Origin of the sequence: Arenimonas donghaensis DSM 18148 = HO3-R19 (assembly GCF_000743535.1) — a bacterium.
GTDB lineage: Bacteria > Pseudomonadota > Gammaproteobacteria > Xanthomonadales > Xanthomonadaceae > Arenimonas > Arenimonas donghaensis.
In genome coordinates this window covers 1-12,637 of the sequence record NZ_AVCJ01000050.1, presented here as the reverse complement: position 1 = coordinate 12,637, position 12,637 = coordinate 1, and the positions used below count along the sequence as shown (strand labels likewise).

Annotated in this window: 26 protein-coding genes; all 26 read right to left on the bottom strand. The window is 64.2% G+C overall.

Annotation, left to right across the window (positions count from 1 at the left end):
• Window positions 1-14 precede the first annotated feature (14 nt).
• Complete coding sequence (rpsD, locus tag N788_RS12405; protein WP_034225595.1) at window positions 15-644, bottom strand: 30S ribosomal protein S4; 630 nt, start codon at window positions 642-644, stop codon at window positions 15-17.
• 21 nt (window positions 645-665) lie between these two features.
• On the bottom strand, window positions 666-1,055 hold the full coding sequence (rpsK, locus tag N788_RS12400; RefSeq protein ID WP_034225593.1) for a 30S ribosomal protein S11: 390 nt from the start codon (window positions 1,053-1,055) through the stop codon (window positions 666-668).
• Between the two features lie 12 nt (window positions 1,056-1,067).
• Entirely contained in the window at window positions 1,068-1,424 is a 357-nt protein-coding gene (gene rpsM, locus N788_RS12395; RefSeq protein WP_034225591.1) for a 30S ribosomal protein S13, read from the bottom strand.
• Window positions 1,425-1,675: 251 nt separating this feature from the next.
• Window positions 1,676-3,046 (bottom strand): preprotein translocase subunit SecY, encoded by a 1,371-nt coding sequence (gene secY, locus N788_RS12390; RefSeq protein WP_034225589.1) that lies wholly within the window; start codon window positions 3,044-3,046, stop codon window positions 1,676-1,678.
• 4 nt (window positions 3,047-3,050) lie between these two features.
• A complete protein-coding gene (rplO, locus tag N788_RS12385) occupies window positions 3,051-3,488 on the bottom strand; it encodes a 50S ribosomal protein L15 (RefSeq protein WP_034225587.1) in 438 nt (145 codons plus the stop codon).
• A 20-nt stretch (window positions 3,489-3,508) separates the two neighbouring features.
• Window positions 3,509-3,691 (bottom strand): 50S ribosomal protein L30, encoded by a 183-nt coding sequence (gene rpmD, locus N788_RS12380; RefSeq protein WP_034225585.1) that lies wholly within the window; start codon window positions 3,689-3,691, stop codon window positions 3,509-3,511.
• Window positions 3,684-4,205 carry a 30S ribosomal protein S5 gene (rpsE, locus tag N788_RS12375; protein WP_051924637.1) on the bottom strand — a complete coding sequence of 174 codons (522 nt, stop codon included), beginning with the start codon at window positions 4,203-4,205 and terminating at the stop codon, window positions 3,684-3,686. The genes rpmD and rpsE overlap by 8 nt, the downstream gene beginning before the upstream one ends.
• Window positions 4,206-4,294: 89 nt before the next feature.
• Window positions 4,295-4,648 (bottom strand): 50S ribosomal protein L18, encoded by a 354-nt coding sequence (gene rplR, locus N788_RS12370; protein ID WP_034225583.1) that lies wholly within the window; start codon window positions 4,646-4,648, stop codon window positions 4,295-4,297.
• 32 nt (window positions 4,649-4,680) lie between these two features.
• The gene (gene rplF / locus N788_RS12365) at window positions 4,681-5,208 is read right to left on the bottom strand and encodes a 50S ribosomal protein L6 (RefSeq protein WP_034225581.1); all 528 of its coding nucleotides are present in this window, start codon (window positions 5,206-5,208) and stop codon (window positions 4,681-4,683) included.
• A 12-nt stretch (window positions 5,209-5,220) separates the two neighbouring features.
• A complete protein-coding gene (gene rpsH / locus N788_RS12360) occupies window positions 5,221-5,616 on the bottom strand; it encodes a 30S ribosomal protein S8 (RefSeq protein WP_034225579.1) in 396 nt (131 codons plus the stop codon).
• A 68-nt stretch (window positions 5,617-5,684) separates the two neighbouring features.
• Complete coding sequence (rpsN, locus tag N788_RS12355) at window positions 5,685-5,990, bottom strand: 30S ribosomal protein S14 (protein ID WP_034225578.1); 306 nt, start codon at window positions 5,988-5,990, stop codon at window positions 5,685-5,687.
• 16 nt (window positions 5,991-6,006) lie between these two features.
• The gene (rplE, locus tag N788_RS12350; RefSeq protein ID WP_034225577.1) at window positions 6,007-6,546 is read right to left on the bottom strand and encodes a 50S ribosomal protein L5; all 540 of its coding nucleotides are present in this window, start codon (window positions 6,544-6,546) and stop codon (window positions 6,007-6,009) included.
• Between the two features lie 11 nt (window positions 6,547-6,557).
• Window positions 6,558-6,872: a 50S ribosomal protein L24 gene (rplX, locus tag N788_RS12345; RefSeq protein WP_034225575.1), complete on the bottom strand. Its 315-nt coding sequence runs from the start codon at window positions 6,870-6,872 to the stop codon at window positions 6,558-6,560.
• A 14-nt stretch (window positions 6,873-6,886) separates the two neighbouring features.
• The gene (gene rplN / locus N788_RS12340) at window positions 6,887-7,255 is read right to left on the bottom strand and encodes a 50S ribosomal protein L14 (protein ID WP_034225573.1); all 369 of its coding nucleotides are present in this window, start codon (window positions 7,253-7,255) and stop codon (window positions 6,887-6,889) included.
• A gap of 13 nt (window positions 7,256-7,268) precedes the next feature.
• Window positions 7,269-7,532 carry a 30S ribosomal protein S17 gene (gene rpsQ / locus N788_RS12335; RefSeq protein WP_034225571.1) on the bottom strand — a complete coding sequence of 88 codons (264 nt, stop codon included), beginning with the start codon at window positions 7,530-7,532 and terminating at the stop codon, window positions 7,269-7,271.
• A gap of 9 nt (window positions 7,533-7,541) precedes the next feature.
• Entirely contained in the window at window positions 7,542-7,727 is a 186-nt protein-coding gene (rpmC, locus tag N788_RS12330; RefSeq protein ID WP_034225569.1) for a 50S ribosomal protein L29, read from the bottom strand.
• Between the two features lies 1 nt (window position 7,728).
• The gene (gene rplP / locus N788_RS12325; protein WP_034225567.1) at window positions 7,729-8,142 is read right to left on the bottom strand and encodes a 50S ribosomal protein L16; all 414 of its coding nucleotides are present in this window, start codon (window positions 8,140-8,142) and stop codon (window positions 7,729-7,731) included.
• Window positions 8,143-8,148: 6 nt separating this feature from the next.
• Entirely contained in the window at window positions 8,149-8,850 is a 702-nt protein-coding gene (gene rpsC / locus N788_RS12320; protein WP_034225566.1) for a 30S ribosomal protein S3, read from the bottom strand.
• A gap of 16 nt (window positions 8,851-8,866) precedes the next feature.
• Window positions 8,867-9,202, bottom strand: coding sequence for a 50S ribosomal protein L22 (rplV, locus tag N788_RS12315; RefSeq protein WP_034225565.1), 336 nt, complete (start codon window positions 9,200-9,202; stop codon window positions 8,867-8,869).
• A 12-nt stretch (window positions 9,203-9,214) separates the two neighbouring features.
• A complete protein-coding gene (gene rpsS, locus N788_RS12310) occupies window positions 9,215-9,484 on the bottom strand; it encodes a 30S ribosomal protein S19 (protein ID WP_034225563.1) in 270 nt (89 codons plus the stop codon).
• 6 nt (window positions 9,485-9,490) lie between these two features.
• Window positions 9,491-10,318 carry a 50S ribosomal protein L2 gene (gene rplB / locus N788_RS12305; RefSeq protein ID WP_034225561.1) on the bottom strand — a complete coding sequence of 276 codons (828 nt, stop codon included), beginning with the start codon at window positions 10,316-10,318 and terminating at the stop codon, window positions 9,491-9,493.
• An 11-nt stretch (window positions 10,319-10,329) separates the two neighbouring features.
• Window positions 10,330-10,626 (bottom strand): 50S ribosomal protein L23, encoded by a 297-nt coding sequence (gene rplW, locus N788_RS12300; protein ID WP_034225559.1) that lies wholly within the window; start codon window positions 10,624-10,626, stop codon window positions 10,330-10,332.
• A complete protein-coding gene (gene rplD / locus N788_RS12295; RefSeq protein ID WP_034225557.1) occupies window positions 10,623-11,225 on the bottom strand; it encodes a 50S ribosomal protein L4 in 603 nt (200 codons plus the stop codon). The genes rplW and rplD overlap by 4 nt, the downstream gene beginning before the upstream one ends.
• 11 nt (window positions 11,226-11,236) lie before the next feature.
• The gene (gene rplC, locus N788_RS12290) at window positions 11,237-11,884 is read right to left on the bottom strand and encodes a 50S ribosomal protein L3 (RefSeq protein WP_034225555.1); all 648 of its coding nucleotides are present in this window, start codon (window positions 11,882-11,884) and stop codon (window positions 11,237-11,239) included.
• A gap of 10 nt (window positions 11,885-11,894) precedes the next feature.
• Window positions 11,895-12,206 (bottom strand): 30S ribosomal protein S10, encoded by a 312-nt coding sequence (rpsJ, locus tag N788_RS12285; protein ID WP_022968186.1) that lies wholly within the window; start codon window positions 12,204-12,206, stop codon window positions 11,895-11,897.
• A 251-nt stretch (window positions 12,207-12,457) separates the two neighbouring features.
• On the bottom strand, window positions 12,458-12,637 hold a 180-nt coding region (locus N788_RS12280; protein ID WP_034225553.1), incomplete at its 5' end, for an EF-Tu C-terminal domain-related protein.

The window sequence follows — 12,637 nt, the reverse complement described above, 5'->3', positions numbered from 1 at the left end:
GTCTCCTGGATGGATTACTTCGAGTACAGCTCGACGATCAGCGCTTCATTGATGTCAGAGGGCAGGTCGGCACGGTCCGGGACGGCCTTGAAGACGCCGGCGAACTTCTTCGCATCGACTTCGCACCAGTTCGGCACGAGGTCCATCTGCTGGGAGAGGTTCACCGCTTCCTGGACGTTGAGGTGCTTTTGGGCACGCTCGGTCAGCGCGATGTTGTCGCCGGCCTTGACCTGGTAGGACGGCAGGTTGACGGCCTTGCCGTTCACCAGCACGCCCTTGTGCGACACCAGCTGGCGCGCCTGCGGACGGGTCACTGCGAAGCCCATGCGGTACACGACGTTGTCGAGGCGCTGCTCGAGCATCTGCAGCAGGGTCTCGCCGGTGTTGCCCTTCCGGGTCGAGGCTTTCTTGTAGTAGTTGCGGAACTGCTTCTCGAGCAGGCCGTAGATACGCTTGACCTTCTGCTTTTCACGCAGCTGGTTGGCGTAGTCGGACAGCTTGCCGCGACGGGCAACCGGGCCATGCTGGCCGGGCTTCTGTTCGAGCTTGCACTTGGAGTCGATCGCGCGAGCGGGCGACTTCAGGGAGAGGTCGGCGCCTTCGCGGCGGGCGAGCTTACAGGTGGGACCGATGTAACGAGCCATTCTATTAGTCTCCTGTTCCCGTTAGACGCGGCGCTTCTTCGGCGGCCGGCACCCGTTGTGCGGGATCGGGGTGACGTCGATGATGTTGGTGATCTTGTAGCCGCAGGCATTGAGCGAACGCACGGCCGACTCACGGCCCGGGCCGGGGCCCTTGATGCGGACTTCCAGCGTCTTCACGCCGTACTCGAGTGCGACCTTGCCAGCCTTCTCCGCGGCGACCTGGGCGGCGAACGGGGTCGACTTGCGGGAACCGCGGAAGCCCGCGCCGCCCGAAGTGGCCCACGACAGCGCATTGCCCTGGCGATCGGTGATGGTGACGATGGTGTTGTTGAAAGAAGCGTGGACGTGGGCGATGCCGTCGGTGACGACCCGCTTGATCTTCTTCTTCGTCTTGGTTGCCGGCTTATTCATTGGGCCAGGTCCTTACTTCTTGATGGCTTTGCGCGGACCCTTGCGGGTACGGGCATTGGTACGGGTGCGCTGGCCGCGCATCGGCAAGCCGCGACGGTGACGCAGGCCGCGGTAGCAGCCCAGGTCCATCAGGCGCTTGATCGACATGCCGACCTCACGACGGAGGTCACCCTCGACGATGTACTTCGCCACTTCGGCGCGAATGCGCTCGACTTCTGGCTCGGACAGGTCCCGGATTTTGGTGGACGGGGCGACGTCAGCCGCCTCGCAAACAAGCTTCGACCGGGTACGGCCGATGCCAAAGATACTCTGCAGGCCTACCCAGACATGCTTCTGGACAGGCAGGTTGACACCCGCGATGCGCGCCATCAGGCGTTCTCCAAAACTAAAATTGAGCGCAGTGAATCGGAAATAATACCTTAGCTTGGGGTAAATTTGTAGCCCCCCGGGCCAATGGCCCAGGAAACCCGGCATGGGGAGTGTGCCCATGCTCCGGCGACGAACCCGCCCCTGCCCTTCCCGTTGCCGGTCCAGGCGCCCCGCGCTACTCCAGCGCAGGGACGGGGGCTGGTTCATCCACGCGCCAAGCTGCCGCGCGGACCGCCCATTGTCGTGGTCCCTCAGCCGCGGGCGAAGCCGCCGCGGGAACCACCCTTCAAATTGGCCTTCTTCATCAGGCCCTCGTACTGGTGCGACATCAGGTGCGCCTGCACCTGGGCCGTGAAGTCCATGACCACCACCACGACGATCAGCAGCGAGGTGCCGCCGAAATAGAACGGAACCTGCCAGAACATCCGGATGAACTCGGGCAGCAGGCAGACCAGCACCAGGTAGATCGAGCCGATCAGGGTCAGGCGGGTCAGCACGCCGTCGATGTAGTCGGCGGTGGCCTTGCCCGGCCGGATGCCCGGCACCAGGGCGCCGGACTTCTTGAGGTTGTCGGCGGTTTCCTGGGAATTGAACACCAGCGCCGTGTAGAAGAACGCGAAGCCCATGATCATGGCGCCGTAGAGCAGCATGTGCAGCGGCTCGCTCGGGGCCAGGGCCTGGCTGAGGTTCTGCAGGAACAGGTTGAGCTGGTCGCGCCAGCCCTCGCCCGTCGGGGCGCTGCCCTGGCCGAACCACTGCACCATGGTCGCCGGGAACATGATCAGGCTGGAGGCGAAGATCGCCGGGATCACGCCCGCCATGTTGAGCTTGAGCGGCAGGTGCGAGCTCTGGTTCATGTAGGCCTGGCGGCCACCCTGGCGACGGGCGTAGTTCACGGTGATGCGGCGCTGGCCGCGTTCCATGAACACCACGAAGTAGGTGACGCCCAGCACCAGCGCGGCGATCACCAGGATGGCGAAGGCGCTGATTTCGTTGTTGGCCACCTGCTGCAGGGTGCCGAAGACGGCGCCCGGCAGGCTGGCGACGATGCCGGCGAAGATGATCAGCGAGATGCCGTTGCCGACGCCGCGCTCGGTGATCTGCTCGCCCAGCCACATCAGGAAGATGGTGCCGGCGGTGAGCGCCACGATCGCGGTGAAGACGAAGGCCGGGCCCGGCTGGTAAACCACGCCGCCCTGCTGCTGCAGCATCGAGGCGATCGAACCGGCCTGCACGATGGCCAGCACCACGGCGCCGTAGCGCGAGTACTGGGTCAGCTTGCGGCGGCCGGACTCGCCTTCCTTCTTCATCGCCTTCCAGGGCTCGTAGATCTGGCCCATCAACTGCACGATGATCGAGGAAGAGATGTACGGGATGACGTTGAGCGCGAACAGGCTGAAGCGGTTCAGGGCGCCACCGGAGAACATGTTGAACATGTCCACGATGGTGCCTTCCTGCTGCTCCATCAGCCGCAGCATGGCCTCCGGGTCGATGCCCGGCACCGGGATGTAGCTACCGATGCGGTAGACAATCAGCGCCAGGAGGACGAAGACCAGACGCTGGCGGAGCTCGGTGAACTTACCGAGCCCACCCAGGGCCGAAGCTGCGGAAGACTGAGCCAATGCCTTACTCCGTCACGCTGCCGCCGGCAGCCTCGATGGCGGCCTTGGCACCGGCCGTGGCCAGCACGCCCTTGAGCACGAACTTCTTGGTCAGTTCGCCCTTCTTGACGATCTTGGCCTGCTTGGCGTTGGACGACACCAGCTTGGCGGCGCGCAGCGCGGCGAAGTCGATGTCACCGGCGTCGAGCTTGTCGAGCTGGTACAGCAGCACTTCGGCGGTGTCGTGCTTGAGCTTCGAGCGGAAGCCGACCTTCGGCAGGCGCTTGTACATGGGCATCTGGCCGCCTTCGAAACCGGCCTTGATCTTGCCCTTGCCCGAGCGCGCGAACGAGCCCTTGTGGCCGCGACCCGCGGTCTTGCCGAGGCCGGAGCCGATGCCGCGACCAACGCGGACGCGATCCTTGCGGGCGCCGTCGGCGGGCTTGAGAGTATTGAGCTTCATATGGGTTCTCCTTGGCTCGCTCAGGACTCGACGCGAACCAGGTAATGCACCTGGTTGATCAGGCCGCGCACGGACGGGGAGTCCTTGAGCTCGCGGACGTCATTGATCTTGTTCAGGCCGAGGGCCTTCACGGAAAGACGGTGGCGGGCCTGGCAGCCACGAAGGCCCTTGACCAGGCGAACCTTGACGGTCTTGTCAGCCATTGAGGATCTCCTCGAGCTTCTTGCCACGCTTGGCGGCGATGCGGGCCGGCGACTGGGTCGCGGCCAGGCCCTTGACGGTGGCGCGCACCAGGTTGATCGGGTTGCGCGAGCCGACGGCCTTGGCCAGCACGTTCTTCACGCCCACGGCCTCGAGCACGGCGCGCATGGCACCACCGGCGATGACGCCAGTACCTTCGGAGGCCGGCTGCATGTACACGCGGGCGGCGCCGTGGTTGGCCTTGACGGCGTGGAACAGGGTGCCGTGGTCCAGGTCGACGTTGACCATCGCCTTGCGGGCGTATTCCATCGACTTCTGGATGGCGACCGGGACCTCGCGGGCCTTGCCGTAGCCGAAGCCGACCTTGCCGGCGCCGTCGCCGACGACGGTCAGCGCGGTGAAGGTGAACTGGCGACCGCCCTTGACGGTCTTGGACACGCGGTTGACGGCGACCAGCTTCTCAATGAAGCCGTCGTCGCTGTCGTCGCGGTTGCGATTGCGATCGTTGCTGCTCATGTAGGTTCCTGGGGTTGCTTACGACCTATGGCCGCTTATGGTTGTGGTTGGATCTGGAAAACCCAAGCCCTGCCCTTGCGGGAAGGTGCTTAGAACTGCAGGCCACCCTCGCGGGCGGCGTCGGCCAGGGCCTTGATGCGGCCGTGGTAGCGGTAACCGGAACGGTCGAAGGCAACCTTCTCGATGCCAGCGGCCTTCGCCTTTTCGGCGATGACGCGGCCCACCTTGGAGGCGGCCTCGATGTTCTTGCTGCCCTTGAGGCCGTCCTTGACGTCGGCCTGCACGGTGGAGGCAGAGGCCAGCACCTTGGAGCCGTCGGCGGTGAACAGCTGGGCGTAGATGTGCTGGCCCGTGCGCAGCACGGACAGGCGGGCGACGCCCAGCTTGCGGATGTGCGAGCGGGTGGTCTTGGCGCGGCGGAGGCGAGCGATGTTCTTGTCCATGGTCTTTTACCTTTGGAAAGCTGAAGAGCCCATCAGGCCTTCTTGGCTTCCTTCATGTTGATCTTCTCACCGGAATAGCGGACACCCTTGCCCTTGTAGGGCTCGGGCTTGCGGAAAGCGCGAATCTTGGCCGCCACTTCGCCCACCTGCTGCTTGTCGGCACCAGCGACCAGGACCTCGGTCTGGGTCGGGGTCGTCAGGGTGATGCCCTCAGGGGCCTGGAACACCACCGGGTGCGAAAAGCCCAGGCTCAGGGTCAGTTCCTTGCCCTGCATGGCGGCGCGGTAACCGACGCCAACCAGCTCGAGCTTGCGGGTGAACCCCTCGGACACACCGGTGACCATGTTGGCCACGATGGCGCGCGCGGTGCCGGCCATCGGCACGTTGGCGGCCTCGGCGGCGGACAGCTGCAGCACGCCGTTGTCGAGCTTGAACTCGACGCCGGCCGGCTTGGCCAGCACCAGGGTGCCCTTCGGGCCCTTGACGGTGACCTGGTCGTTGGAAACGTTGAACTCGACGCCCTTGGGCAGGGTGATCGGCTTCTTGGCTACGCGGGACATGTGTGCGTCTCCTTAGGCCACGAGGCAGATGACTTCGCCGCCCACGCCCGCAGCGCGGGCCTGGCGATCGGTCATCAGACCCTGGGAAGTGGAGATGATGGCGACGCCGAGGCCCGCCAGGATCTTCGGAAGCTCGTCCTTGCCCTTGTACTGGCGCAGGCCCGAACGGGAGACGCGCTCGAGGCGCTCGATCACCGGCTTGCCTTCGTAGTACTTCAGGGAAATTTCCAGCTTGGCCTTGGCGCCTTCGCCGTTCACGCGGAACTCTCCGATGTAACCCTCGGACTTCAGCACGTTGGCGATGGCCAGCTTCATCTTGGAGGCAGGCATTGCAACCTGCGGCTTGCCGACGGCGAGTGCGTTCTTGATGCGCACCAGCATGTCGGCGATGGGATCAGTCATGCTCATGTTCTTTTACCTTGTATCCAGGTGTTGGGAGCACCGATATCCGCTGGTCCCCCAGGGGGGACCGGCGATTACCAGCTGGCCTTGCGCAGGCCGGGCACGTCGCCACGCATGGTGGCCTCGCGCAGCTTGTTGCGGCCAAGGCCGAACTTCTTGTACACGCCGCGGGAACGGCCGGTCAGCTCGCAGCGGTTGGTCACGCGGCTCGGGCTCGAGTCGCGCGGCAGCTTCTGCAGGCGGGTGGAGGCGTCCATCTTCTCCTCGTAGGAGGCGGACGGGTCGGCGAGGACCTTCTTGAGTTCCTCGCGCTTGGTGGCGTACTTGGCGACAAGCTTCTTGCGCTTGATGTCGCGGTTCACCATAGACGTCTTGGCCATTGTTGGGTCCTTGGTCTTAGCTGCGGAACGGGAAGTTGAAGGCCTCGAGCAGCGCCTTGGCTTCGTCGTTGGTCTTCGCCGTGGTGGTGATGGCGATGTCCATGCCGCGCATCGCGTCGACGGTGTCGAAATCGATCTCCGGGAAGATGATCTGTTCCTTGACACCCATGTTGTAGTTGCCACGACCGTCGAACGACTTCGGCGACACGCCGCGGAAGTCGCGGACGCGCGGCAGCGAGACGTTGATCAGGCGATCAAGGAACTCGTACATCTTGGCGCGGCGCAGGGTCACCTTGGCGCCGATCGGCCAACCGTCACGGATCTTGAAGCTGGCCACCGAAACGCGCGCGTTGGTGGTGATCGGCTTCTGGCCCGCGATCTTGGTCATGTCGGCGACGGCATTCTCCAGGATCTTCTTGTTGCCCACGGCCTCGCCCACGCCCATGTTCAGCGTGATCTTGGTGACGCGCGGCACCTGCATGATGTTCTCGTAACCGAACTTCTCGACGAGCTTCGGTACGACGGATTCCTTGTAAAACTTCTCAAGCCGGGTCATGACATAAGTCCTTAGGCGTCAACCGCCTCATTGCTCGAGCGGAACACACGCACTTTGCGTCCATCCTCGAGCACCTTGAAACCAATGCGCTCACCCTTGCCCGAGGCCTGGTTGAACAGCATCACGTTGGAAATGTGGATCGGCGCCTCGCGCTCGATGATGCCGCCGGCGACGTTCGCCTGCGGATTCGGCTTGGTGTGGCGCTTGATGATGTTGACGTTCTGGACGACGACCTTGTCGCCGGCCACGCGCACAACCTCACCCTTCTTGCCCTTGTCGGCACCGGCGATGATGATCACCTGGTCGCCCTTGCGAATACGGTTCATGTCTGTTCCTTCCCTCAGATCACTTCGGGAGCGAGCGACACGATCTTCATGAACTTCTCGGAGCGAAGTTCACGGGTCACGGGCCCGAAGATGCGGGTGCCGATCGGCTCCTGCTTGTTGTTGAGCAGGACGGCGGCGTTGCCATCGAAGCGGATCAGCGAGCCATCCGGGCGGCGCACGCCAGAACGGGTACGGACGACGACGGCGTCGTAGACCTCACCCTTCTTGACCTTGCCACGCGGGATCGCGTCCTTGACGGTGACCTTGATGATGTCGCCGATGTGGGCGTAACGGCGCTTGGAGCCGCCGAGCACCTTGATGCACATCATTTCCTTGGCGCCGGAATTGTCGGCGGCGTCGAGGTAGCTTTGTACCTGGATCATTGACCTGGCCTCCTTACTTCACGGCGCGCGTGATGACTTCCACCACGCGCCAGTTCTTGGACTTCGACAGCGGCCGGCACTCGGCGACGCGGACGACGTCGCCTTCGTTGCAGGCGTTGTCCTCGTCATGGGCGTGCAGCTTGGTCGAGCGCTTGATGTACTTGCCGTACAGCGCGTGCTTGACCTGGCGCTCCACGAGCACGGTGATGGTCTTGTTCATCTTGTTGCTGACGACGCGGCCTTCGACCGTGCGCAGCTGGTTGTCATTATCGCTCATGGCTCGCCCTTACTTCTTCTGGGTCAGCAGGGTCATCGTCTGCGCGATTTCGCGACGGACCCGCTTGATGTTGTGGGGCTGGCCCAGCTGCCCAGTCGCCTTCTGCATGCGCAGGGCGAACTGTTCCTTGTGCAGGTCCAGCAGGTGGGCCTTCAGCTCGGTCTCAGACTTCGAACGCAGTTCCTTGAGTTCCATATCAGCGCACCGTCCGGGTCACGAAAGTGGTGGTGACCGAGAGCTTCGCGGCCGCCAGGCGGAACGCCTCGCGCGCGGTGACTTCGTCCACGCCCTCGATCTCGTAAATCATGCGACCGGGGGCAATCTGGGCCACCCAGTATTCAACGTTGCCCTTACCGGCGCCCATTCGCACTTCGATCGGCTTCTTGGTGATCGGCTTGTCCGGGAACACGCGGATCCACATCTTGCCGCCGCGCTTGACGTAGCGGCTGATCGAGCGGCGGGCCGCTTCGATCTGGCGCGCGGTCAGCTGGCCGTGCGAGGTGGCCTTGAGGCCGAACTCGCCGAAGCTGACGGCGTTGCCGTTCCAGCTAAGGCCGTCGTTGCGGCCCTTGAAGACCTTGCGGTACTTGGTTCGCTTGGGTTGCAGCATGGCAGGTTACCTCGCTTCCTTGGCCGGACGGGACGGGCGCTCGGAGCGCTCCTCCACCTTCTCCTGGCCGACCTGGCTGAAGTCAAAGACCTCGCCCTTGTAGATCCAGACCTTCACGCCGATGATGCCGTACGTGGTCAGGGCCTCGGCGAAGCCGTAGTCGATGTCGGCGCGCAGGGTGTGCAGGGGCACGCGGCCCTCGCGGTACCACTCCGAACGCGCGATCTCGGCGCCGTTGAGGCGGCCGGCGACGTTGACCTTGATGCCCAGGGCACCCAGGCGCATCGAGTTGCCGACGGCGCGCTTCATCGCGCGGCGGAACATGATGCGACGCTCGAGCTGCTGGGCGATCGACTCGGCGACCAGCTGGGCGTCGAGCTCCGGCTTGCGGACCTCGGACACGTTGATGTGCGCAGGCACGCCCATGATGGCCGAGACTTCCTTGCGCAGCTTCTCGATGTCTTCGCCGCGCTTGCCGATCACCACGCCCGGACGCGCCGAGTGGATGGTGACGCGGGCGCTCTTGGACGGCCTCTCGATCAGGATCTTCGAGATGCCGGCCTGGGCGAGCTTCTTGCGCAGCATCTCACGGACCTTGAGGTCGGAGGTGAGGTACTGGGCGTAGTCGCGCTTGTTGGCGAACCACTTGGAATTCCAATCCTTGGCGATGCCGAGGCGGATTCCGGTCGGATGAACTTTGTGACCCATATTCGTCGTCCCTGCCTTACTTGCCCGAGCCCACAACCACAGTGATGTGGCTGGTGCGCTTGAGGATGCGGGTGCCGCGGCCCTTGGCGCGGGCCATGAAACGCTTCAGGACAGGGCCCTCGTCGACCATGATGGTCGAAACCTTGAGCTCGTCGATGTCAGCGCCGAGGTTGTTTTCGGCATTCGAGATGGCGCTCCACAGGACCTTGCGGATCATGTGGGCGGCCTTCTTGTCCGAGAACTGCAGCAGGTCGGCGGCGCGGGCCACCGGCATGCCACGGACCTGGTCAGCAACCAGGCGGGCCTTCTGCGGCGAGATCCGGGCCGTGCGGAGAATGGCTTTGGCTTCCATAGTCATATCTCCTTACTTCGACTTCTTGTCGCCGACGTGACCCTTGAAGGTCCGGGTCAGGGCGAACTCGCCGAGCTTGTGGCCAACCATGTTCTCGTTCACGAGCACGGGGATGTGCACCTTGCCATTGTGGATGGCGATGGTGAGACCCACCATGTCCGGCGAGACCATGGAACGACGCGACCAGGTCTTGATCGGCTTCTTGCTGCTGCCCTGGGCGGCCTCCACCTTCTTGACGAGGTGGTGGTCGATGAAGGGACCTTTCTTAAGAGAACGTGCCATGGCCTATCAACCCCTGCGATCGCGCACGATGAACTTCTGGGTGCGCTTGTTCTTGCGCGTCTTGTAACCCTTGGCCGGCGTGCCCCACGGGGACACCGGATGCGGGTTGCCCTGGCCAGCCTTCGCCTCGCCACCACCGTGCGGATGGTCGACGGGGTTCATGGCGGCGCCGCGGACGGTCGGCTTGATGCCGCGCCAGCGCTTGGCACCCGCTTTGCCGAGCTTTTCGAGGTTGTGCTCGACGTTGCCGACTTCGCCGATGGTCGCGCGGCAGTCGGCCGGCACCTTGCGCATTTCGCCGGAGCGAAGGCGCAGGGTGGCGTATCCGCCGTCGCGGGAGATCAGCTGCGCACCGGCGCCAGCGGCGCGGGCCAGCTGGGCACCCTTGCCCGGCTTCATCTCGATGCAATGCACGGTCGAACCGACCGGCATGTTGCGCAGCGGCAGGCTGTTGCCGGTCTTGATCGGCGCATCCTTGCCCGCGATCACCTGGTCGCCGTTGGCCAGGCCCTTGGGAGCGATGATGTAGCGGCGCTCGCCGTCGGCATAGCACAGCAGCGCGATGTGCGCGGTGCGGTTCGGATCGTACTCAAGCCGTTCGACGCGGGCGGGGATGCCTTCCTTGTCGCGCTTGAAGTCGATGATGCGGTAATGCTGCTTGTGGCCACCACCGATGTGACGGGTGGTGATGCGGCCGTAGTTGTTGCGGCCGCCGCTCTTGCTCTTCTTCTCGACCAGCGATTCCAGCGGGCCGCCCTTGTGCAGGCCGGCGGTGGAGACGCGCACCATGGCGCGGCGGCCAGGCGAGGTCGGCTTGAAAGTCTGTAGTGCCATGGGTACTTACCTCAGGCCTTTGCCATTACGTCGATCGACTGGCCTTCGGCCAGGCGAACGTAAGCTTTGCGCCAGTCGCCGCGGCGGCCGGCTCGATTGCGGAAGGACTTCTGCTTGCCCTTCACGTTGACCACGTTCACGCCTTCAACCTTGACGCTGAAGAGCGATTCGACGGCGGCCTTGACGTCTGCCTTGGTCGCGGTGGTCGCGACTTCGAAGACGTACTGGTTGCTCTGCTCCTGGATGCGGGCGGTCTTTTCGGACACGCGCGGCGCACGCAGGACGCTGAGGATCTTGATCTCGTTCATGCCAGCCACTCCTCGATCTTCTTGACCGCGTCGGCAGTCATGATCACCGTGCGGGCGCCCACCAGGGCGACCGGGTCCAGGCCCTGGACGTCGCGCACTTCCACGTACGGAAGGTTGCGGGCGGCCAGGTAAAGGGCCTCGGTGGCCTCTTCGGTGACGATCAGCGGATGGGCGATGCCCATCTCGTCGAGCTTGGCGATCAGGGCCTTGGTCTTGGGCTCCGACACATCGAAGCTGTCGACGACCTTCAGGCGGTCCTGGCGGTTGAGCTCGGAGATGATCGCGCAGATGGCCGCGCGGTACATCTTGCGGTTGACCTTCTGCTCGAAGCTGCGCGGCTTGGCGGCGAACGTGACGCCACCACCGATGAAGATCGGGGCGCGGTAGTCGCCGTGACGCGCGCCGCCGCCCTTCTGCTTCTTGAACTTCTTGGTCGTGCCCCGCACTTCCGAGCGGGTCAGCTGGGCCTTGGTGCCAGATCGGCCGGCGTTGCGGAAAGCAACCACCACCTGATGCACCAGGTCCTCGCTGAATTCGCGGCCGAAGACGGCGTCGGAAACCGACAGCGCCTTACCGCTTCCAATGACGGCGAGTTCCATTATCTAACTCCTCAACCTTTGCTCGCGGGGCGGACGACGACGTCGCCGCCCGGCGCACCCGGGACGGAACCCTTGACCGCGATCAGGCCGCGCTCGGCGTCGACCTTGACCACTTCCAGGTTCTGCATGCTCTGGCGCTCGGCGCCCATGTGGCCGGACATCTTCTTGCCCGGGAACACGCGACCCGGCGTCTGGCGCTGGCCGATGGAACCCGGCGAGCGGTGCGACAGCGAGTTACCGTGGGTGGCGTCGCCCATCTTGAAGTTCCAGCGCTTGATCGTGCCCTGGAAGCCCTTGCCCTTGGTCACGCCGGCAACGTCGACCAGCTGGCCGACCTCGAAGACGTCGGCCTTGATCTCGCCGCCCACTTCGTAGTTGCCCGCGTCCTCGTCGGCGATGCGGAATTCCCACAGGCCACGGCCGGCTTCGACCTTCGCCTTGGCGAAGTGGCCCGACAGCGGCTTGTTCACCAGGGCGGCGCGCTTGGCGCCGGCGGTCACCTGCACGGCGGTGTAGCCGTCGGTCTCGGTGGTCTTGATCTGGGTGATGCGATTCGGGCTAGCCTCGATCACGGTCACCGGGATGGAACGGCCATCCTCGGTGAACATGCGGCTCATGCCCGCCTTGCGGCCCACGATTCCAATATTTTTGGTCGTCATGGCGGTTGCCTCAGGTCAGCTTGATCTGGACATCGACGCCGGCCGCGAGCTCAAGCTTCATGAGCGCGTCAACGGTCTTGTCATTGGGGTCTACGATGTCCAGCACGCGCTTGTGGGTGCGGGTCTCGTACTGGTCGCGCGCGTCCTTGTCGACGTGCGGCGACACCAGCACGGTGTAGCGTTCGATCTTGGTCGGCAGCGGGATGGGGCCGCGCACCTGCGCGCCGGTCCGCTTGGCCGTCTCCACGATTTCGGATGCCGAACGATCGATCAAACGATGATCGTAGGCCTTGAGCCGAATCCGGATCTTCTGGTCCGCCATGGCGATGTCCTTGAATACGGTAAAGAGCGTCGGAATCAGGGGCCTGGGGCCCTGGTTCCCGTGGAAAACAAGCTCGGCGGACCAGTTCTGGTCCACCGAGCCGAAAAGTATAGCTTGTGTTAAGCCGACCTGTCAAACAGGTCGCTTTCCACCAGCCTCGCCCGTCCTGGGCGCGAACACGAGGGGCGTCCTGCCCCTCATTTCGTTATGTCAGCCGCCCTGGGGGGCGACTCAGAAGCGGAATTATGGGCTTACTTGACGATCTTTGCAACCACGCCGGCGCCGACCGTGCGGCCGCCTTCGCGGATGGCGAAACGCAGGCCCTCGTCCATCGCGATCGGGGCGATCAGGGTGACCGCCATCTTCACGTTGTCGCCCGGCATCACCATCTCCACGCCTTCCGGCAGCTGGCAGGCGCCAGTCACGTCGGT